The 19,230-nt window shown below is 43.0% G+C and carries 21 protein-coding genes and 1 pseudogene; 11 read left to right on the top strand and 11 right to left on the bottom strand.

All coding sequences use genetic code 11. From position 1 onward, the window contains the following. The first annotated feature begins 145 nt into the window (after positions 1-145). From DWZ38_RS19920 to DWZ38_RS19905, 4 genes are all read left to right on the top strand, one after another. Positions 146-322, top strand: coding sequence for a helix-turn-helix domain-containing protein (locus DWZ38_RS19920; RefSeq protein ID WP_005423637.1), 177 nt, complete (start codon positions 146-148; stop codon positions 320-322). A gap of 119 nt (positions 323-441) precedes the next feature. Beyond that, positions 442-1,431, top strand: a complete 990-nt coding sequence (locus DWZ38_RS19915) for a helix-turn-helix domain-containing protein (RefSeq protein ID WP_117854923.1) — start codon at positions 442-444, stop codon at positions 1,429-1,431. Position 1,432: 1 nt separating this feature from the next. Beyond that, positions 1,433-2,824: a tyrosine-type recombinase/integrase gene (locus DWZ38_RS19910; RefSeq protein WP_178105390.1), complete on the top strand. Its 1,392-nt coding sequence runs from the start codon at positions 1,433-1,435 to the stop codon at positions 2,822-2,824. A gap of 63 nt (positions 2,825-2,887) precedes the next feature. Continuing rightward, positions 2,888-4,012 carry a Fic family protein gene (locus DWZ38_RS19905; RefSeq protein WP_117495895.1) on the top strand — a complete coding sequence of 375 codons (1,125 nt, stop codon included), beginning with the start codon at positions 2,888-2,890 and terminating at the stop codon, positions 4,010-4,012. A gap of 582 nt (positions 4,013-4,594) precedes the next feature. On the opposite strand, the gene DWZ38_RS19900 is transcribed toward DWZ38_RS19905, so the two are convergent. The 10 genes from DWZ38_RS19900 to DWZ38_RS19855 form a co-directional block, all read right to left on the bottom strand. Continuing rightward, a complete protein-coding gene (locus DWZ38_RS19900; protein ID WP_178105389.1) occupies positions 4,595-5,989 on the bottom strand; it encodes a site-specific integrase in 1,395 nt (464 codons plus the stop codon). Positions 5,990-6,009: 20 nt separating this feature from the next. Beyond that, positions 6,010-6,216 carry a helix-turn-helix domain-containing protein gene (locus tag DWZ38_RS19895; protein WP_005541444.1) on the bottom strand — a complete coding sequence of 69 codons (207 nt, stop codon included), beginning with the start codon at positions 6,214-6,216 and terminating at the stop codon, positions 6,010-6,012. A gap of 522 nt (positions 6,217-6,738) precedes the next feature. After that, complete coding sequence (locus DWZ38_RS19890; RefSeq protein ID WP_117854918.1) at positions 6,739-6,978, bottom strand: helix-turn-helix domain-containing protein; 240 nt, start codon at positions 6,976-6,978, stop codon at positions 6,739-6,741. Beyond that, entirely contained in the window at positions 6,963-7,397 is a 435-nt protein-coding gene (locus DWZ38_RS19885) for a sigma-70 family RNA polymerase sigma factor (RefSeq protein WP_117854915.1), read from the bottom strand. The genes DWZ38_RS19890 and DWZ38_RS19885 overlap by 16 nt, the downstream gene beginning before the upstream one ends. 497 nt (positions 7,398-7,894) lie before the next feature. Then, entirely contained in the window at positions 7,895-8,572 is a 678-nt protein-coding gene (locus tag DWZ38_RS19880; protein WP_117488276.1) for an ABC transporter ATP-binding protein, read from the bottom strand. A gap of 11 nt (positions 8,573-8,583) precedes the next feature. Continuing rightward, positions 8,584-10,083 carry a hypothetical protein gene (locus tag DWZ38_RS19875; protein ID WP_117854913.1) on the bottom strand — a complete coding sequence of 500 codons (1,500 nt, stop codon included), beginning with the start codon at positions 10,081-10,083 and terminating at the stop codon, positions 8,584-8,586. 9 nt (positions 10,084-10,092) lie between these two features. Next, positions 10,093-10,836 (bottom strand): hypothetical protein, encoded by a 744-nt coding sequence (locus tag DWZ38_RS19870; RefSeq protein ID WP_243000423.1) that lies wholly within the window; start codon positions 10,834-10,836, stop codon positions 10,093-10,095. A gap of 147 nt (positions 10,837-10,983) precedes the next feature. Continuing rightward, entirely contained in the window at positions 10,984-12,306 is a 1,323-nt protein-coding gene (locus DWZ38_RS19865) for a GHKL domain-containing protein (RefSeq protein ID WP_243000422.1), read from the bottom strand. Then, on the bottom strand, positions 12,303-13,022 hold the full coding sequence (locus DWZ38_RS19860) for a LytTR family DNA-binding domain-containing protein (protein ID WP_117854906.1): 720 nt from the start codon (positions 13,020-13,022) through the stop codon (positions 12,303-12,305). Before DWZ38_RS19860 ends, DWZ38_RS19865 begins: the two co-directional genes overlap by 4 nt. A gap of 1 nt (position 13,023) precedes the next feature. Then, positions 13,024-13,212: a helix-turn-helix domain-containing protein gene (locus DWZ38_RS19855; RefSeq protein ID WP_117855004.1), complete on the bottom strand. Its 189-nt coding sequence runs from the start codon at positions 13,210-13,212 to the stop codon at positions 13,024-13,026. A gap of 158 nt (positions 13,213-13,370) precedes the next feature. On the opposite strand from DWZ38_RS19855, the gene DWZ38_RS19850 reads away from it, so the two are divergent. The 6 genes and pseudogenes from DWZ38_RS19850 (at position 13,371) to DWZ38_RS19825 (ending at position 16,737) form a co-directional block, all read left to right on the top strand. Continuing rightward, a complete protein-coding gene (locus DWZ38_RS19850; protein WP_117854903.1) occupies positions 13,371-13,727 on the top strand; it encodes a helix-turn-helix transcriptional regulator in 357 nt (118 codons plus the stop codon). 251 nt (positions 13,728-13,978) lie between these two features. Continuing rightward, positions 13,979-14,308: a MobC family plasmid mobilization relaxosome protein gene (locus DWZ38_RS19845; RefSeq protein WP_117854901.1), complete on the top strand. Its 330-nt coding sequence runs from the start codon at positions 13,979-13,981 to the stop codon at positions 14,306-14,308. Further along, positions 14,269-14,616, top strand: a pseudogene (locus tag DWZ38_RS19840) (relaxase/mobilization nuclease domain-containing protein); the annotation flags it as partial. The gene DWZ38_RS19845 and the pseudogene DWZ38_RS19840, both read left to right, overlap by 40 nt. A gap of 107 nt (positions 14,617-14,723) precedes the next feature. Then, a complete protein-coding gene (locus DWZ38_RS19835) occupies positions 14,724-15,155 on the top strand; it encodes a radical SAM mobile pair system MarR family transcriptional regulator (protein ID WP_117854898.1) in 432 nt (143 codons plus the stop codon). Then, positions 15,152-15,841, top strand: coding sequence for a radical SAM mobile pair protein A (locus tag DWZ38_RS19830; protein ID WP_117854896.1), 690 nt, complete (start codon positions 15,152-15,154; stop codon positions 15,839-15,841). The genes DWZ38_RS19835 and DWZ38_RS19830 overlap by 4 nt, the downstream gene beginning before the upstream one ends. Continuing rightward, on the top strand, positions 15,829-16,737 hold the full coding sequence (locus tag DWZ38_RS19825) for a radical SAM mobile pair protein B (RefSeq protein WP_117854893.1): 909 nt from the start codon (positions 15,829-15,831) through the stop codon (positions 16,735-16,737). The genes DWZ38_RS19830 and DWZ38_RS19825 overlap by 13 nt, the downstream gene beginning before the upstream one ends. A 103-nt stretch (positions 16,738-16,840) precedes the next feature. Here the strand turns inward: DWZ38_RS19825 and DWZ38_RS19820 are convergent, their stop codons facing one another. After that, positions 16,841-17,194 carry a cupin domain-containing protein gene (locus DWZ38_RS19820; protein ID WP_004614173.1) on the bottom strand — a complete coding sequence of 118 codons (354 nt, stop codon included), beginning with the start codon at positions 17,192-17,194 and terminating at the stop codon, positions 16,841-16,843. A gap of 631 nt (positions 17,195-17,825) precedes the next feature. Between DWZ38_RS19820 and ltrA the strand changes: the two genes are divergently transcribed. Continuing rightward, on the top strand, positions 17,826-19,091 hold the full coding sequence (gene ltrA, locus DWZ38_RS19815) for a group II intron reverse transcriptase/maturase (protein WP_117854890.1): 1,266 nt from the start codon (positions 17,826-17,828) through the stop codon (positions 19,089-19,091). Positions 19,092-19,230 lie beyond the last annotated feature (139 nt).

The raw sequence follows: 19,230 nt of genomic DNA, 5'->3' as shown, positions 1-19,230 counted from the left end.
TCTAATGTTACGAGTTGCATTAAAGAAAACTCGTAAGAAAAAAGTAAAAAAATTTGCTTTTGACCACTGTAAAACAACCTCTGAGCGTTTCGTTATATGAAGGAATAATTTTTCTTTCATATTTCAAAGAAAAGAGGATAAAGAAATGTTAGAGAAAAGATGTTATACAGTACAAGAGTTACAGGAAATCTTAGGAGTCAGCAGACCTACTATTTATAACCTTTTAAAGAAAAAAGAATTCCGGTGGATCCAGTTGGATGGCGGAAAGTATCGCATCTCTAAGAAGAGTTTTGACGACTGGCTCGATAACTTGGAGCAGTAAAAAACAGGATGTTGATCAGGCAGATTTTGTCTGCAATCGACATCCTAAATTTTTATCTGGATTTGAGATATGATATAAGAAAAAATACTAACACTAAAAAGACAGGAAGTGAAGAATAAATGGCAACAGCGATTATGAAACAAAAAGAAGTTCCGGAAATGGACGATGTTGAAGAAATCATTTCAAAGATATCAGAAGACAGTCCTTACAAACGGCGTCCGACACAAAAGAGAACCTGGATGACCGTGCCGGAAATGGGAAAGATACTGGGATTAAAAAAGACAGATCGATACTGGCTGGTGCATAAAAATGTTTTTGAATCAAAAGAGATTGCCGGAAAGATACGAATCAATATTGCCAGCTTTGAAAAATGGTACGCCAATCAGATTAAATACCATAAAGTTACCGGAGAAGAACCGGGGAAAGAATTGAAATCCTGGTCCTATTCTGTTAAGGAAGTCGCGGATCTGTTGGGTGTTGATGAATATCTTGTTTATGATTTACTCAAGAAAAATCAAATGGAAGCTGTTATTGTCGATTACTGGAAACGTATACCAAAAGAATCTTTTCAGAATTGGTATAAAAGCCAGTCCCGGTATCGGACAAAGGAAGACAGAGAAAAGGACGCTCTTCTGGAAGATGCAACTATTACGATGCCAGAGATGGCACAGCTGCTAGGAACAACCAGAAGCTCAGTATATACAATTCTTGATAATCCGAAGTATAGTCATTTTTTTGAATTCATTGTGATTGCAGAAAAGAAAAGGATCACAAAAGAGAGTTTTCAAAAATTTCTGGAAGGTCAGGATCGGTATAAGCTGGATCCATCGAATGATTATGAAGAACTTGCACAGGAACAAAATATTGCCCTGGCTAATTACCGGCGGAAGAAATTATCACAGACCGGAATACGAGGAAGCAATGGAAATATAAAGTATCTTACTTTTGATGAAGCTTCCTATCTGGCAAAGGTCAGCAGAAGCATGATCAACAAGTGGGCGGATACAGGAAAGTTCACAGTAATAAAAGTTGGCAGTCGAGTTAGAATCCGTCGGGATGAATTTGAGGACTGGATGGAGCAAAGAGATTTGGAAAGGAGTATGCAATAATATGGCATCAATAAGAGAACGAAACGGAAAATTTAATGTAATCTATTCTTATACGAATGAAAAAGGTGAGAGGAAACAGAAATGGGAAACCTATGAAACGAAAGCCGAAGCAAAGAGAAGAAAAAAAGAAATTGAATATAAAAAAGAGATGGGATCATTTGTCGTTCGTAAATGCAAAACACTGGATGAGCTTATTACAGAGTATGTTGCACTTTATGGAAAAGAAAACTGGGCGCTTTCTACATATGAAGGAAATGTCTCTCTTATCAATAACTATATTCTTCCAATTATTGGTGATACGAAACTTTCAGAGATCAATACCCGATTCATCGAAAGATATTATCAGAGTCTTTTGAAGAGACGTGCAGTTATCAATCCATTGAATAAAACCAGTCGAAATGAATTTGTATCTTCCAGTACGGTCAGGGATATTAATAAGCTGCTTAGAAACTGTTTTGAACAGGCAGTGAAATGGGAGTTGATGGAGAAGAATCCTTGCACCCATGCGACTGTACCAAAACATAAATCACAAAAAAGAGACATCTGGACAGCGGATACATTAATGTATGCGCTCAGTGTCTGTGAAGATGAGCGATTAAAGCTCGCAATTAATCTATCTTTCTCATGTTCCCTGCGACTTGGTGAGCTGCTTGGTCTTACCTGGGATTGTGTAGATATTTCTCCTGAGGCAATTGAAGAAAACCGTGCATATGTCTTCATCAACAAAGAATCACAGCGTATAAGAAAAGAATCGTTGAATGCATTGGATGGAAAAGATGTGTTGTTGGTATTCCCGACAAATCATAAGAAGAATTCTACGGTCCGTATTCTGAAAACACCAAAGACAGAAAGCAGTGTGCGTAAGATATTCTTACCAAAGAGTGTCGCTAATATGTTGGTAGACTGGAAAGCTGAACAGGATGAAATGAAAGAAATCCTGAGTGATGAATATATGGACTATAACCTGGTTATGGCAAGTACCTTTGGACTTCCTCTTGGTGATGGAGCAATCCGTGGTCCTTTAAAGAAACTGATTGAGGACTATAATCTCCCACCGGTTGTGTTTCACAGTTTCCGTCATAGCAGCGTTACTTATAAGCTGAAACTGAATGGTGGGGACATCAAAGCGGTACAGGGTGATTCCGGTCATGCTCAGGTCAATATGGTTACGGATGTGTACTCTCATATTCTGGATGATGACCGAAGGAAAAATGCAGAGCTTTTTGAAGAAGCATTTTATGAGAAGAAGAATCTGGATCCACAGATGCATGTACAGCAGGAAAATAATAATGCAACTGTTGCTGATGAAGTCGATCCTGAACTTTTGGCAAAAGTGTTGGCAAATCCAGAGATGCGGGCATTACTCAATTCGCTGGCGAAGACAATGAAGTAATGAAAAATAGTGAAAAAATAGTGTAATTTTAGTGGAAAAACAATTCATAAAACGATATAATATATGGATGAAATGGAGGTGGATCATGTGATTAAGGTTACGTTAACAAATGAAATTTTAAAAAAAATATCGGAAATAGACGAAAAGCGTTTTTCTCTTAGTACGATAGAAATGCCACCTGTTATAAAAAACAGACTTAGAAAAAACTCTAAGAAAAAAAGTTCCTATGCTTCTAATAAGATTGAAGGAAATCCATTAACTGAAAAACAGGCAAATGAGGCTATTGATAGTGATCCTCACAAACATTTTTTAAAGCCAGAACAGGAAGTTCGTAATTACTTTTTGGCTTTAAATTTTTTAGAAGAAAAACTGAAAAAGAAAGAAGCTTTTTCAAAAGAAATGATTTTAGAAGTGCAGGCAATGGTTGAAAAAGGTGCGTCAAAAGAAAAGATAGGCTTAAGAGGCCCTATGCCACCTGGAATGTTATTTGCAGTATATGATTCCGAAACAGGCGCAGCGGAATATATTCCACCAGAGTATATTGATATTCCAGACTTGTTGGATGAACTTGTTGAATATGTAAATACTACAGATGATCATCCGCTGATTATTGCTGCTGTAGTTCATTATCAATTGGTTACTATTCATCCTTTTGAAGATGGAAATGGAAGAACCGCCAGATTAATGTCAGGCTATATTCTTGATTATTATGGATATGGTTTTAATGGAATAGGTTCTCTGGAAGAATATTTTGCCTATGATCCAGATGAGTATTATGCATCACTGCAAATGGGGTTACCGGCGTTATATTATTCAGGAAGAGAAAACCCTCCTCATCCGGAAATTTGGATCAATTATTTTTTGCGGATGATGGAATTGTATTCTAAAAAGGTATATGAATTATCAAAAACATCCGAAAACGACGAGTTAGATGGAAGTCTATCTTATTTAAATGCAAAAGAAAAAGAATTCTTAGCATTTCTGTTAAAAAAGCGATTATATGAGTTTACACCAATTGAAGTCAGCAAAATGCTAGGTGTAACCAACAAAACGATTATTAATCGATGTGCAAAGCTGGTAAATAATGGTTTGTTAATTCCAATCATTGTAAAGACAAGAGTCCGATCTTATCGGTTAAGTGATTTTTCAAAGACAAATGCGAAAAAGATTTTGAAAAAAATATCGTAATAAAATATAAAATTTGCCAGTCAAAAACGCATGGACAAACCGTCTCGTATGCGTTATATTATTTATAGACAAGAAAATATCTTGTGCTTTCGATAGGAAGTTTAATTGAATACTGTTTACCATGATCGAACGTACGAAGCATGGTGGTCATATAACAGATGTCGATGGTAATATCAAGGCATTCCCCAATTATTAGCTAGAGCAAACAATCAGCTAACTTTCAGAGCTTTACAGAGCTTGACAGAGGGGGTATTCAGAATAACTCAAATTGAATCGGAAACAGTTTTTAATAGTGTCCCATATGGGTTTACCTTACCTCAGATTGACAGAGAGTGACAATAGGTTGGAGCTCTCCTAAGCGTGGGGTCGGAGGTTCAAATCCTCTCTGGGACGTCAGAAAGCACCGCTGCAAGCCTTTTTTCGGGGTTTGCAGCGTTTTTTGTTCCTCCTTCTCCCGGTAATTTCACTTCCGTTACCGGGAGATTTTTATGCGCCGCATGATGTATATTTGCTAATTGGACTCGAACGCTTTTCAGAAATTTGCTAAGAAAATTCTATGTTTTGCTAATTCGATTTTTCGGATCACTTTGCCGGGGCTTGCGCCGCTATCAGGGCTGCGAGCGCACTTGCCAGCTCCGGCGACTTTTGAAGCTGCTCCACAAGGCTTTCAAGGTCCAGGGTCGCAGGCTCCGATTTTGTCGATTCCTCCGGCGGACGGACGTTGCGAAGATCAGGCTTGGTATAGAAGGCAGTCTCGAATTTCTGAGCATTGACCTTTCTATCCTCGTCCAGAATGTGAGCATAGATACTGGTTATCATGTCAATCTCGTCATGGCCTGTATCGCCCTGGGTGGCTTTCAGATCGCCGTGGTTGAGTTTCAGTTTGTAGGTGGTACTGGAATGACGGAGAGAATGAAAGACCACCTTCGGCAGCCCTGCGTCCTCACGGAGCTTTGCAAACTCTTTGAGGATGATCCGATCCTCGCAGGGCCGTCCATTGGGAAGTGCCACCACCAGATCGAAATCCTGATACTCGTCGCCCAGGAAGCCTTTCAGCTCGTCCTGGGACTTCTTCCATTCCCGCAGGATGTAAGCCAGCGTTTTCGGCAGCCACACCTTACGGATACTGGAATTGGTTTTCGGCTTTTTCAGAACAATTCTTGTGCTGGTGTTCGGCATGAGCGGAGTGAAGATGTAATAGATATCCTTCTCACCCAGTGTTTCAATCGCCCGTTTGGAAGCCCGTGTCAGCTCCTTGTCGATGTAGACATAGGCGTTATCCGCCGCAATATCTTCATCGGAAATATGGACGTTCTCCCAGGTCAGCCCCAGGATTTCACCCATACGCAGAGAGCAGGCAAAGGAAAGGTTCATTGCTACATAGAGCTTGCTGTCCGTGCATTTGTCCAGGGCAAGACGGATCATATCCGCTGTCCAGATATCCCGTTTCGCATACTCCGTTTTCGGGAGGATCACATTGTCAAAGGGATTTCTTGCAATGATTTCCCAGCGTACCGCCTGCTTAAACGCACACCGCAGGAGCTTGATGATCTTTTCAATGGTCTTGTCGCTGACATAGGTGGTAACGGCCTTTCGGGTTTTGGTGGACACTGACTTGGTTTTCTGCAAGGTCTGGATATAACCGTCAACCGCACGGGGAGTAACCGCCTGTACCTCCATATCACCGATGATCGGATTGATATAGTTCGCAATCAGCGCTGTTTGGCTGTCATACATAGACACACCCCATTTCTTTTCTCCGTAAAGAGATACGAAGTCATAAAGGAACTCGGTGATTGTCTGATTGCTTGGCGGGAGAAAAGTTCCCGTGTGCTGCTGATTTTCGATTTCCGCCTTGCGCTTCAAGGCCTCTTTGTGGGTATGCCAGGTTTCCCACTTCTGTTTGGTTTCTCCGTTTTCATCCACATAGTTGTAAACAACGGAATAGTTTTTCTTTCGCTTGATAATAGATGCCATATCGTTCTTCCTTTCTTGGATCACAGGTCGAGGGAGTCAAGCCACTCGTCAAATGACCGCTTGGAAATGCGTATGGCGTTACCAATTCGCACGATTTTGAAGTGCCCTTCTTTTACAAGGATGTATGCGGAAGTTCTTCCGATGCCCAGAATTTGAGCAATATCGTCAACCGTATACGTCCTTCTTTCAGGGGTTTCTTTCTTCGTGCCGTTCCATGTTTGAGACATGAGAACCCCCTTTCAGTTATGAAAAGGAACAACACGAATATGTGTGGGTAATATAACTTCCACTATTATTTTACCGTGCTGTTCCGTGTTTGTCTGCTGCTAATTGAAAAGTTTACGATCTATCCATAAACTTTCAAAAAAGAAAAGTAGGCTTACGGACGGCTGTTGGCACAGCTCCATGGGAGTCTAACCCCGGCCCATGCTGATGGGTGCGGCGCACGATGCTTTGTGGGCGTTCAATGCGCGAGTATCTTTAACCCTGCCCGTGTGTCATCGCCCGCAAGCTGCCACGCTTGCTTTGCGGTCTGGTGTTGTTCGCTCGCCCGTTACAGTGGTCCCGTCCTGCGGACTTGAAACGAGGTCATGGCGCACCGGCCGTATGGCTCGGCACAAACAGGAATGCATCCGTTTGCCTTATGCTGCACAGATAGCCTCCCATCTGACTTTCTTTGTCAAAGAGCATGGAATTTCAATGCCGAACCGTTGGAGCAAGGAAAGGGAGAAAAACTTGCCTCGCAGGTTTTAGACCGGCAGCACCTCAAAGCCCGTCACGATGCTGTGGATCAGCTTCGTTTCCAGCCTAAGCCGCATATCTTCATCGGCATACAGGTATGTATTCCCGTATTCGTCCTTCAGCGGCCTGGTGGCAAGAGCCCGGATGTACTTCTGATAGTGAGCGACCACGGCGGCAAGGGCGTCCTCGTCGCCGTTCACGGCTGCCAGGATCACAGGCACCGGGATAGATTTCACTTGTCCGGCCATTCAAATCCCTCCTTCATCAGATATTCGCGCAATTCTTTCAGCGTAGTAAGGCGCCGCTTTGATACGGTCTGATGGACGATATTCAGCTTGTCGCTGATCTCACGGTCCGTCATCCCCAGAAAGTAGGACAGCAGGATCACATCCCGCTTGCCCTCCGGCAGCTGCGCCAGAGCGTCGGCCAGAAGATTGCCGGTCACAACGACCGGGAGGCCCTGCATGTCCAAGACATGCTCGTCCAAGAAGTGCTTGTCCCATACGGCGGTCTGCTCCAGCTCGAAAGCTGTCAGCTCGCCCAGGGATTTTTCCTGATCCCGGAGCCGGGTATATTCACGCTGGATATACCCGGCCTCATTCTTCAAAACCTTGACACAGAAGGCGCCAAACTGATTCTGAATACGCTGCTCATAGGAGTCTTTCATTTTCTCACCTCCCTTCGCGCCCACAGGTGCGGGGTGGTGACTTCCTCCCTTTCGCCTCAGTAATGCAAGGCTTGCGATTTTGGCAACCGCAGAGGGAAGAAAGTTTTTATGAAAGGCTTCACTACATGGCGAAGGCTTACATAAACAGCAAAAAACGCCTGTCTGCAAAACGCAGACAGGCGCAGAGGAATTATAAAATCTATTTACATGATTTTTATGTTCATACTCATGCCTAGAATACCCCCATGGAGGATATGAGCTTTTTTTGACCGTAAAATATTAGGCAGATTGTTGAAGGCAAAATGAACACGGCAATATTACCTCCTATTGGCTACCGTGTCCCTGTAGGTCGTCATTGGTTTGTGCAAGCGCAAAGAAACGGCGGCTCTGAAATTCAAAGCCGCCGTTTCTTATAGGCGTGTTGATAGGACTGCTGGACGACGACTTTTTTTCTTTGCCGCCGTCCGGCAGCTACCTTTCTTATTGCTTTTAACGGGTTATTCCATCTCTCTATAGCGGGCAGCAATTTCCTCCGTAATCGGAATTAGTCTGCAATCTTCAATCGAGTACACCTGATCGCATAGCTGTTCAATGTCTTTGAAATGGTGTGAAGTCAGAAAAATGGTCTTGCCTTCCGCTTTCAGCATACGGATGATGGCCTTTACATCCTCATAGGTTTTGTAGTCCAATGCGTTAAAAGGCTCATCCAAAATCAGAATATCCTGCCCCTCCATAATTGCCTGTGCAATCCCCAGTTTCTGCTTCATACCAAGAGAATAATTGTCTACTTTCGTTTTATTATCAGGGTCAAGCCCCACTTTGCTCATGGCCTGTCGGATTTCTTTTTCTCCAATTTTCCCTTGAATGTCCGCAAGAAATTTCAGATTTTGAAAACCACTGTAAATGCCAATAAAACCGGGGGAATTGATAAATACTCCCAAACTTTCGGGGAAGTCGCGGCCATTTTTACCAAGCTGTTTTCCGCGCACGTAAACACTGCCCCGATCAGGCTTCTCGAAACCGCATAAAATCTTGAACAGCACCGACTTTCCGCTGCCGTTAGCGCCAACCAAACCAACAGCTGTTCCCTGTTCTATGGACAGTGAAACGTCTTGAAGAATTGCCTTGCCACCAAAACTTTTTGATACATTTTTCACTTCAATATATGAACTCATATTCTGTCCTCCTAATTCAATATTTTCTTGTAGCCACACATAAGGATTCCTGCAATCATCAGCGTTAAAATAGCGGCCTCTATCCCAAAGGCGGACACAGCGGAAATTCCAATTCCCGGTTCCACAACAGAAATTCTTGTCAGGCTGGAAAGGCCAAAAGGCGAATAAGCTACCCAATTCCCCGGAAGGACACAGAGCAGATTTCCCGCCACTAACACAAGGAAACCGATTGTAACCTGTCTTGTGGCAATGTAGATGCCGAGCATAATCAGATATTGCGCCAATATATCAAGGCACTTCATCAAAACCGCATAGAGCAGGAACCTGAAAGAAACGATTGTTAATCCAGTGCTGAATAGGGATGCCCCTATAAGGCCAGCCATAAGCCAAAAGATTGCATATACCATGAGAAACTTTATGCTGACCAATAAAATGCTCTTCATCAAATGCCTGCGGCCCTTCGAGCGCACAGAAACAAATATAGATTGCCCGTTCACTGTTTGCTCCACAAAAGCGGCAAGCAGGTAAAGGGGCACACCGCCGGTAATCAGCAGTTCAAGAAAAGGTAAAACTTGAAAATATCCGGTTCCATGTCCTGCAAACAGGGCATAAATCCATTCCACTCCTGATAGGGCGGTGCCATTGCCTAAGCCTTTGTAAATCGAAACTCCCAACACAACACCTAAAAGAATCAGCAGATTACGAGGGATCATGAGCGCATGGAAATAGTAGCCAGCTATACCACGGTGGGATAACTGTATATGCGGCAACTGTCCCCGCCACGCAAACCGAATAGATATAGCAATTATCAAAACAAGGAGCAGCAAGGTACAGGCGGTTATCTCGAAACGATGGGGCACGACCAAATTGTGGTGTAAAATCAGCAAATGATTAAAACTCGTCAGCGGTATATTTTGAATTGCCGGAAGCTTGATCCACACAGCCGAGAGGACATAAAGAACGATTACAATTCGGATCGTCCACTTTCTCCCAGCGAAATGTCCAATCCACATACAGATTCCAAATATCAGCCAACTTCCAATAAGCTGATAGAGGGTAAAACAGACAAACGCCTGCAAGGGACTGGCAAAAAGCTGTTCCAGAGTGGAAAATAATTCGGCTTCCGTTGCACCCGCAGCAAGGTTCCATTCGTTGCCTAAAGGTAATCCTATACCAGACAGAAGAATTGCCCCAGTTTGAACAGCCGTCAGAATGACTGCAATCAAACCGACCCCAATCCATTTTTTCAGAAAATAAGAATGGTAACTTTGAAACCGTAAGATTACTGGCTCTCCGTCGTCATCAATAAAGGAAAAGCAGCTTAACAGTACAATCGGCAGCACAAAATAGGTCAGATAGTAATGGTCTGATACCGCCGACAAGATGTGCCGCTCGTATGCAATACCTCCGTTTAACCTCCCGCTGATGGAAAAAAGTATACATCCGGCAAATAGGGCAAGCGACTTTCCATATCCCCACAAACGAAGATTTTTTCTGATAAGCGCAATCATAACGGACTCCTAAACGGTTACGACAGCATTTTTCTTAGAAAGGAGAAACGCTGTCAGGCCAATCACAATGCTTAAAACGATTGGGCCAAAGAAGAAAGAGGAGATTGACACGACCCGTGGATCAACTGTTGTGGGATCAAAAGCTACGACCAGCCGGTATCTCTCTAAACGAAGAATAGCCAGAACAAAATTCTCTAAAATGGAATACATAAACGGTCCGGTAAGGATTACAAAAATGTTCTTGCAGTATAAAGCGAGGACAAATCCGAAGGTCATTACAAAAAGGCTGACTATGCCTCTCCAAAGGGACAGGGCAACTGCATATAACAGCGGGGTCTTTATAAATGCGTTTTCAAATATATGGCTAAACGGATTTTCAGCGAAAGGAACCACTGGCGGTTTCACATAGATGGCAAACACCGCCGATAGTATATAGGGAATCACAATAATACAAAGAGTTCCCAGCGCATACGCAATCCATTTAGCAGTCAGGTACTTCTTAATTTTCACTCGCGGCATGACATAGAGCAGGAAGTTATTTTTGCGCTCATAATACAAATTCCAGCATAGCGGCACCACAACAAATAGCGGATAAAGCAGAGAAAACAGTTCTGTTCCAACTTCCCATGCCTCTAAATCGTAGTGTAGTGTATAGTTTTGATAAATTGTGCAGGACAACACACTCATGGCGATTGCCAGAAGAACTGTTGTCAATAGCACCGGCAGAAAAATTTTTTTCCACTCATTTCTCACAAGGCCTATCATATTCATTCATCCCTTTCTTTGTTTTTTCCAGTATATCGAACTCTTTCAGGCGCTTCAATAGCCCGGAAACAAGAGAGGGTTTTAAGGGAACAAGATAAATTTCGTTCCCTTAAAACCCTCGTTCATACCCTTTTCTCATGGCATGAGTATGCCAAAGACAACATAATTTTCATTCAAAATGGATTCGTTACGGGTCAGGATTTTCCCATGATACCGTTCCGTCATGCGTAGGATGTTATACAGGCCAAATCCGTGGCCGTCCCGATTTGCCTTTGTAGTTACACCTTTTCCAAACAAGGCCATAAATTCAGTATTTGAAAGCGGAGGAGCTGGATTGGCAACTGTCAATTCCAGAAAGTCCCCCTGTTTCTTACTGGATAAAAAAACCGTACTTCCTTTCGGTGAAGCCTCGATTGCATTGTCCAATAAAATTCCAATGGCCTCGATCCATTCTGTTTCCGGGGTAACAGTTTTCTTGAAAAGACCATGTAAAGATAATTCTATGTGACGATTTGCCGCTTCTGCCTGTTTTATTTTCCCAAACAGCATCCCGGCAATCATTTTGCTGTCGCATGAGAGCAGTTCCCGGTCATTAAGACTGATTCCAATGCTTCCCGTGAGAGCCGTCACTTCTTTCCGGGCTTCTTCTATAGTATCAGCAGAGGTAACGACAGCTTCAATCGCCATCATCCGGTTATTAAATTCATGCTGTCTTGCCCTAACCTGTGAGATCAATTCTTCTACAATAGGCACATACTGCTCAATCATGTGGATTCGCTTTTGCTCCTGCATTCGACGCTGATGTAGGAACAGCAATATACTGTCCAGCAGCAGTACCGCAAGGATCAGAATTATAATCACCCACAGATGGGAAAGAATTCTATCCACATCAAAAGAGAGGATAGAAAGCACTGCCATGAGAAGGACAGCGATATTGGCAGATACGATCAGAACTGTGAAATCGCTTCTTTGGACGAGCTGATGGATCAAGCCGAAAAGTGGCGTGAACTCCAGTACGACTATAAGGCACAACGCCGCTATACGGCTGCCCAACAGGAGTAAAATATCCGTAGCTCCGCAGACAGCAAAAAGAACCGCGCACAGGCATTTGACGAACAGGAAAATGGAGAAGGCCGCCATTGTGCCGCAGAAAACCGTTCCGCTGGATTTGGAGCCGAAGAAAATACTGCTCAACAACAATACTGCAAAAATCAAAAACAGCAATCCAACAATATTGTCTGCTGGTAGTATTTCAAAGCCTTCACTGCGGAAAGATGCCGTCATATTTGCTCCGACAGAAAAATCCACTCTCGGTACAACACAAAGAACAAGAAGAATGGGAAAAATGAAAAAATCTTTTGCCTTTATTTCTGATTTTTGCCGGAAAACGGCTTCACAGCAGAGAGCCAGTATTCCCACATCCAATCCTAACTGTATCAGATTCATTAGAAAGTTCATGTTTTCCCCCATAATTCGGCCTGATATTTATTTCCGATGGGGATTGTATCTGTAAATCCTTTCAGAAAAATCTTCCGCTCGGATTTGTCAATTTTCTCAATATGGGATTTGTTCACGACATAACTCTTATGGCACTGAACAAATGCTGGATCATCAAGCAACGCCAATAAACCAGACAAAGTGTACCCGGAAATCGTATCTTCTTTGATGCCGGACAGACGGCTACTGGTATGGATCACAAGTTTTTTTCCAAAGGCTTCGATATAGGCAATATCCTGTGTAACATATTCTAAGATAAATTGCTTTTGCTCAATCTGAATGGTTTTTGCTTGTTGGCTCATCTGTTTAGACAATCCCAACGCGTCACGAAATGCCGTTACAAATTCTTCTTCGCTAAATGGCTTTACAAGAAAACTGTAACACTTCACATCTCGATAAGCTGAAAGTTCTTCTCCTGCCAATGCCGTTTCAAAAATAATCGGCGTATATTTATATTCCGGCAATTCGCGGAGCTGCTTTGCTAAGCTGGTTCCTTTATAGTCCTCTAACTGAATATCAAGGATAAAAAGGGAAACATCGTTCGCTTTTGCATATTGCAAGGCTTCTCCGGCCTCGGAAACAGAATGTACCTCAAGATCGGCAGATATATTGTCAATATAACGCACAATTTTCTTTACTGCACTTGTATTATCTTCTACTAATAGCACCTTACTCATGTTACAATTTCTCGCCGCCTTTGTTTTGTTTTTGCCGTTTATCTACTGGCTTATCTGCTACCTTTGGTATAAGCCACATATAACCGATTTTTGAAATGCCAGGTATGCGGTCATCCTCACAAAGCCGCTGTACCCGCCTTTCAGAAATGCCCCACTTTTTCGCTGCTTCGGGACAGGACATATACTCCATCTTCATCCGCCCTTTCTCTAAACTCTATCAGTATAATTATATACGAAAATCCGTATAATATCAAAGCTAAAATATGAATTATTTTAGCTAATAACGGGAACTATAAAGACATATCCAGAAAGAAAGGTGAACTGTAAAATGTAGTTTGGTGAATGAATATGGCAAAGAGACCAGTACAAAAAATTGACTTTAGCCCTTATGGGGCAGCAATAAAAGCAGCACGGACGGGGCAAAAAGAGTCCCGCAACAAAGTGGGGGACGAGATGTATCTTTCTCCCCGCTATCTCGCCAATATTGAGAACAAGGGGCAACATCCGAGCCTCCAAATCTTTTTTGAGCTCATGTCCCGCTATCACATCTCCGTGGATCAACTTCTCTTTGGGGATACGGCAGATGGGAAATCCACGGCGCGCTGGCAGCTTGACATCCTGGCAGATGAATTGACCGATCGGGAGATCGGGATCATCATTGCCACCGTACAGGCCGTGTTGGGCGCCAGAGAAAAGGGGGAGTAACCATGCTCCCAGCACAACTGAATAGGAACTGATGGACGCTATGAACGGATAAAGTTTGTAGCGTTTTTTCTTTGCATTTTGGTAGCCAAAGTGAAGGTTTTGGTATTACTTAGGTACGAAAAAAGAAACGATAGCAAGCACAGCAAGCGAGTACCCGCTTGCGAATTTTGAGATTTTCAGGTCCCTTACCCGAAAATTCAAAATTGCTTGTTGGGATAGTCACAAACCCTTATGAGGAACGGAGGCGGCGCATGGCGAACCGGAAACGGAATATTCAGATGAAGTTTTATGTCACGGAGGAAGAAAAACGCCTCATTGACAAGAAGATGGCCCAGCTCCCCACCCGGCGCTATGGCGCCTACCTGCGGAAGATGGCGATTGACGGATATATCATCTACACCGACACCACGGAGATCAAAGCGTTTACCTCGGAACTTTCCGCCATCGGCCGGAATATCAACCAGATTGCCAAGCGGATCAATGCCGGAGGCCCTGCGTATCAGGCCGACATGGAGGAGATACGGGAAAGGCTGGATGAGATATGGCAGTTACAAAGACGCATCCTATCAAGTCAACGCTGAAAGCGGCCATTGACTATATCTGCAACCCAGAAAAGACGGATGGAAAGCTGCTTGTATCCGCCCATGGCTGCGCCGCCGAAACCGCGGATATCGAATTTTCCTGGACCCGCCGCCACGCCATCGACAAGGGAACGAACCTGGGCCGCCACCTGATCCAAGCCTTTCAACCTGGGGAGGTCACTCCGGAGCAGGCCCATGAGATCGGCATGGAGCTTGCAAAAGAAATCCTGGGCGGCAAGTATGAGTTTGTGCTTACCACCCATATAGACAAAGAACATGTTCATAACCACCTGATTTTTAATGCGGTTGAGGTGCAAATCGGTATTTACTTCTACTTAGACATACAAACTGTTGACAGTAAAACTCCTATATAGTATTATTTGATAATATACTATATAGGAGTTTTTGTGCGAAAATGAATGGCGGATTTCTTGTTACCAAAATAAAACAACTTGGAGATCGAATCTTTGAGAAGATTCTCAGCGAAAAGAATATTGATGCGTTTAACGGAGCCCAGGGGCGTATTCTTTATGTACTGTGGCAGGAAGATGGAATCTCAATCAGGTCACTCTCGATTAAATGTGGATTAGCGATAACTTCTCTTACTACGATGCTGGAAAGAATGGAAAATCAAGGGCTGATAAGACGTGTTCAGTCTGAAACGGACAAAAGGAAAACACTCCTGTTTCTGACTGAAAAAGCACATGCCTTAAAGGACAAATACGATACTGTATCTGATAAAATGGGCAGTATTTACTACAAAGGTTTTTCGGAGGAAGAAATTACCCAGTTTGAGGAATGCCTCGACCGTATCAGAAAGAATCTTGAGGAGTGGCAGAAATCATGAGTATTTGTATCAAAGATCAGATTCAAAACATGAATATCGTCATCGGATGTACAGTGGGGTGTGCATATTGCTATGCCCGCAATAATGTGAAACGCTGGCATATGATTGATGACTTTGCTGACCCTGAATTCTTTCCGGGTAAGCTCAAGATGATGGAAAAGAAACGTCCGCAGAACTTTCTTCTTACCGGCATGAGCGATCTTTCCGGCTGGAAGTCAGAATGGAGAGACGAGGTATTTGAAAAAATCCGTGAAAATCCACAGCATCAGTTCCTGTTCCTTACAAAGCGACCAGATCTGCTGGATTTTGATACAGATTTGGAAAACGCATGGTTTGGTGTTACGGTGACGAGAAAAGCAGAACTGTGGCGTATTGACGCACTACGGGAAAATGTCAGAGCAAAACACTATCATGTTACCTTTGAGCCGCTATTCGACAATCCAGGTTCAGTTGATCTTTCCGGGATCAACTGGATCGTTGTCGGCACCATGACCGGAGCTCAGAGTAGGAAGATTCATACGGAGCCGGAATGGGCATGGTCTCTGACGGACCAGGCACATAAGCTCGGCATTCCGGTGTTTATGAAGGAAGACCTTGTCCCTATCATAGGAGATGAAAATATGATTCAGGAAATGCCGGAAGAATTTAATAAAGTGTTAGAGGTACAGAAATCATGGAAGAAGTAATGAATGGAATCCTCATTCGTGAGGTGGAAACAAAGAACATCATGACTAAGTCTAGTCTGCCGGTAGGCGGTTACTCGGTCAATCCCTATGTGGGCTGTACACATGCCTGCAAGTATTGCTATGCTTCTTTTATGAAGCGCTTTACCGGGCACAAGGAGGAATGGGGCACTTTCCTTGATGTGAAGCATTGGCCAGAAATTAAAAATCCGAAGAAATATGCCGGACAGCGGGTGGTCATCGGTTCTGTGACAGATGGCTACAATCCACAGGAGGAGCAATTCGGGAATACCAGAAAACTTCTGGAGCAGCTGATCGGCAGTGACGCAGATATTCTGATCTGCACAAAGTCGGATCTTGTGGTACGGGATATTGATCTGTTGAAGAAGCTTGGACGTGTAACCGTTTCATGGTCGATCAACACACTAGATGAAAATTTCAAGAACGATATGGATTCTGCTTCGAGCATTGAGCACCGTATCGCTGCTATGAAGCAGGTATATGAGGCAGGTATCCGTACAGTCTGTTTCGTATCCCCGGTATTCCCCGGTATCACGGATTTTGAAGCAATCTTTGAGCGGGTAAAGGATCAGTGCGATCTGTTCTGGCTCGAAAATCTCAATCTTCGAGGCGGTTTCAAAAAGATAATTATGGATTATATCGCCGGAAAATATCCTGATCTTGTACCACTTTACGACGAGATCTATAACAAGCATAACCGCAGCTACTTTGAAGCACTTGAAGTAAAAGCTGAGAAAATGGCTAAGAAGTATGATTGTGCCTTTGTGGATAATGAAATGCCTTATGGCAGAGTCCCGCAGGGACATCCGGTGATCGTAGATTATTTCTATCATGAGGAAATCCGTGGGACAGAGAATACTGGAAAAAGAAATCGCTAACTTCTTGTTTGAAAAATTGAGAAAACGTAATATTGAACAAAAAAGAAATGCACAGTTCTTAGCATATCGGGAACTGTGCATTTCTGTATATAAATACTTTTAATTAGCCGATTACGGCATCCTCTGCTGTAAAATGTTCCAGAGAATTTTCTTTTACCTGAATGCAGATATAAGTAATTCCGGAAATATCGGATGCAAAAAACTGACGCTTTGCAGCAGGTGCGATTTTTAGCCAGTCTCCAGTTGAAAGGCTAATTTCTTCTCCATCAATTATGGCTTTGCCGTTACCTGAAAGAATTCCATAGATTTCTTCATTTTCTTTATGAGAATGAACAAATGGGACATTTGCTCCTGCAGGTAGTTCGTTTAAACTGATTTCTGCACCTGTTAAAGACAACTTTTCGTGCAGCTCAATTCGGTTTTCCTTTCCAATAGTTGTTTTTGTGTAATTTGCCATAATAACCTCCATAGTTAATTTGTAGTTTCTGGTTGCTTGGTGTTAGTATAGTGTGAGACACATACAAAAACAAGTACGCACCTTTTTGTAACTGTACACTCAAAATCGAATGTGTTACAATAGCCTCGGAGGTGTGCGCCAGTTCGGTGCCAAATATATAACTGGTGGGAATCCAGTCTGGTAAGACTTAGCAAGTCGCCAGTACCGAGTCCTTGGAGCGCCAAAGGCTAACAATGGTGTTTAAGCGTAGGACAGGGAACAGGAACGCCGTAATGCGTAAGCGTGAAGTGATTGAGCTTCGTTAAAATATCGATTGTGTGGGGTGGTCTGCTACCTCCTTGGGTCACCAATAAGGATTAGTCGTTAAAGCGAGACTATGAAAACACACCGGAGTCCTAGAGCACGGCATACCTGATATTGTTATATTTGACATACCTGGGAGGCCTGGATGGTTCTGTACATGAGACAGTAGGGAATATCGACCAATGCAATGGTGAGTATGAACGAAGACCATCGAGGAGTCGGATTCGTCCATAGTACTGATGAAAGCAGTAATGACGCTGGAGGGAAGGGACGGACAATAAGTTGCTTTTGCAATCAAAACATAGAGAGCACAGGAGGCATAAAATCTATGGAAAAAGAGAAAGCAGAAATAGCCAGTCTCGTAGAAAGATATGGCAGAGTTCAGTCGCTAATGAAATATGTCAACAGTGACACACTCAAAGAGTCCTACAACAAACAACCCAAAGGGAAAGCAGTAGGAGTGGATGGAATAACCAAGGAGCAATACGGAGAGAACTTAGAAGAAAACATAGAGAGTCTGCTTGTCAGAATGAAGAAGTTTTCCTATAAACCATATCCCGTGCGCAGAGCCTATATCCCAAAAGGTAATGGCAAGATGCGAGGACTCGGCATTCCGTCATTTGAGGATAAAGTCGTTCAAGGTGTCTTTAAAGAGATACTGGAAGCGATTTATGAGCCTAAGTTCAAGGAGTTTTCATTTGGGTTTCGTCCAAACAGAAGTTGTCACGATGCAATTCAAAGAGTAAACAAACACATCATGGCAGACAAGGTCAATTACATTTTAGATGCAGACATCAAGGGATTCTTTGATAACCTAGACCATGAGTGGATGATAAAATTTCTTGAGCATGACATAGCAGATAAGAACTTCATCAGATATATCAAGAGATTTCTGATAGGGGGAGTTATGGAGGATGGTAAGCGACTGGATACAGAAGCTGGAACAGTACAGGGCGGGCTGATTTCGCCAGTGCTGGCAAATGTGTATCTGCACTATACCTTAGATACATGGTTTGATTATGTGAAAAAGCATGAGTTTAAGGGAGAAATGTACATGGTACGCTATGCAGATGATTTTGTATGTCTGTTCCAATACGAGAATGAAGCACAAAGGTTTTATCAGCTTCTGATAGAAAGACTGCGTAAATTCGGTCTTGAAATTGCAGAGGATAAAAGCAGAATTCTACCCTTTGGCAGATACAAGGGAACAAAGGAATCCTTTGACTTTCTCGGCTTTACACACTACAATGTGACAAGTCACTGGGGCAAGTACTGTGTACTGCATAGAACAAGCAGGAAGAAGCTGAAAATGAAAAGAGAAGCAGTCAAGAAATGGTTATGGGAGCATATGCACGAAAGCATAGCCGATACCATAGAAGCGTTGAATGTGAAACTGACGGGGCATTACAGATACTATGGAATCTATGGGAACTACATAGGTTTGCAAAAATATTACAAATATGTGAGACAGGAGTTATGGAAAAGCAAGAGACGCAGAGACCAAACGTATTGGCTGACGTGGAAGAAATATATGAATATTCTAAAGATACATCCACTGGAGTATCCAAGGATATATCTGAAAAGTGCGTATTAGGTAAATGGCTTATTGAAGAGCCGTATGCCTTAATAGGGCACGTGCGGTTCTGTGAGGGGCTTTTGAGACTTGAACCTCTCATCGCAAAACAATATATGATGAAAGGATGTGAAAAAGTCGAGACAAAGTCTACTCGACG

The sequence above is a fragment of the Ruminococcus sp. AF31-8BH genome (assembly GCF_003460605.1).
GTDB classification, from domain to species: domain Bacteria; phylum Bacillota; class Clostridia; order Lachnospirales; family Lachnospiraceae; genus Blautia_A; species Blautia_A acetigignens.
Note: the sequence above shows the minus strand (reverse complement) of the source record. Positions and strands in the feature narration are given on the sequence as shown.

Coding starts and splice junctions, on each gene's coding strand:
- ltrA (WP_117854890.1), top strand. CDS start 17,826: ATGGAAAAAGAGAAAGCAGAAATAGCCAGTCTCGTAGAAAGATATGGC.
- DWZ38_RS19890 (WP_117854918.1), bottom strand. CDS start 6,978: ATGGCCGGACAAGTGAAATCTATCCCGGTGCCTGTGATCCTGGCAGCC.
- DWZ38_RS19845 (WP_117854901.1), top strand. CDS start 13,979: ATGGCGAACCGGAAACGGAATATTCAGATGAAGTTTTATGTCACGGAG.
- DWZ38_RS19910 (WP_178105390.1), top strand. CDS start 1,433: ATGGCATCAATAAGAGAACGAAACGGAAAATTTAATGTAATCTATTCT.
- DWZ38_RS19825 (WP_117854893.1), top strand. CDS start 15,829: ATGGAAGAAGTAATGAATGGAATCCTCATTCGTGAGGTGGAAACAAAG.
- DWZ38_RS19920 (WP_005423637.1), top strand. CDS start 146: ATGTTAGAGAAAAGATGTTATACAGTACAAGAGTTACAGGAAATCTTA.
- DWZ38_RS19900 (WP_178105389.1), bottom strand. CDS start 5,989: ATGGCATCTATTATCAAGCGAAAGAAAAACTATTCCGTTGTTTACAAC.
- DWZ38_RS19875 (WP_117854913.1), bottom strand. CDS start 10,083: ATGATTGCGCTTATCAGAAAAAATCTTCGTTTGTGGGGATATGGAAAG.
- DWZ38_RS19850 (WP_117854903.1), top strand. CDS start 13,371: ATGGCAAAGAGACCAGTACAAAAAATTGACTTTAGCCCTTATGGGGCA.
- DWZ38_RS19885 (WP_117854915.1), bottom strand. CDS start 7,397: ATGAAAGACTCCTATGAGCAGCGTATTCAGAATCAGTTTGGCGCCTTC.
- DWZ38_RS19835 (WP_117854898.1), top strand. CDS start 14,724: ATGAATGGCGGATTTCTTGTTACCAAAATAAAACAACTTGGAGATCGA.
- DWZ38_RS19880 (WP_117488276.1), bottom strand. CDS start 8,572: ATGAGTTCATATATTGAAGTGAAAAATGTATCAAAAAGTTTTGGTGGC.
- DWZ38_RS19830 (WP_117854896.1), top strand. CDS start 15,152: ATGAGTATTTGTATCAAAGATCAGATTCAAAACATGAATATCGTCATC.
- DWZ38_RS19915 (WP_117854923.1), top strand. CDS start 442: ATGGCAACAGCGATTATGAAACAAAAAGAAGTTCCGGAAATGGACGAT.
- DWZ38_RS19905 (WP_117495895.1), top strand. CDS start 2,888: ATGGATGAAATGGAGGTGGATCATGTGATTAAGGTTACGTTAACAAAT.
- DWZ38_RS19860 (WP_117854906.1), bottom strand. CDS start 13,022: ATGAGTAAGGTGCTATTAGTAGAAGATAATACAAGTGCAGTAAAGAAA.
- DWZ38_RS19820 (WP_004614173.1), bottom strand. CDS start 17,194: ATGGCAAATTACACAAAAACAACTATTGGAAAGGAAAACCGAATTGAG.
- DWZ38_RS19865 (WP_243000422.1), bottom strand. CDS start 12,306: ATGAACTTTCTAATGAATCTGATACAGTTAGGATTGGATGTGGGAATA.
- DWZ38_RS19855 (WP_117855004.1), bottom strand. CDS start 13,212: ATGGAGTATATGTCCTGTCCCGAAGCAGCGAAAAAGTGGGGCATTTCT.
- DWZ38_RS19895 (WP_005541444.1), bottom strand. CDS start 6,216: ATGTCTCAAACATGGAACGGCACGAAGAAAGAAACCCCTGAAAGAAGG.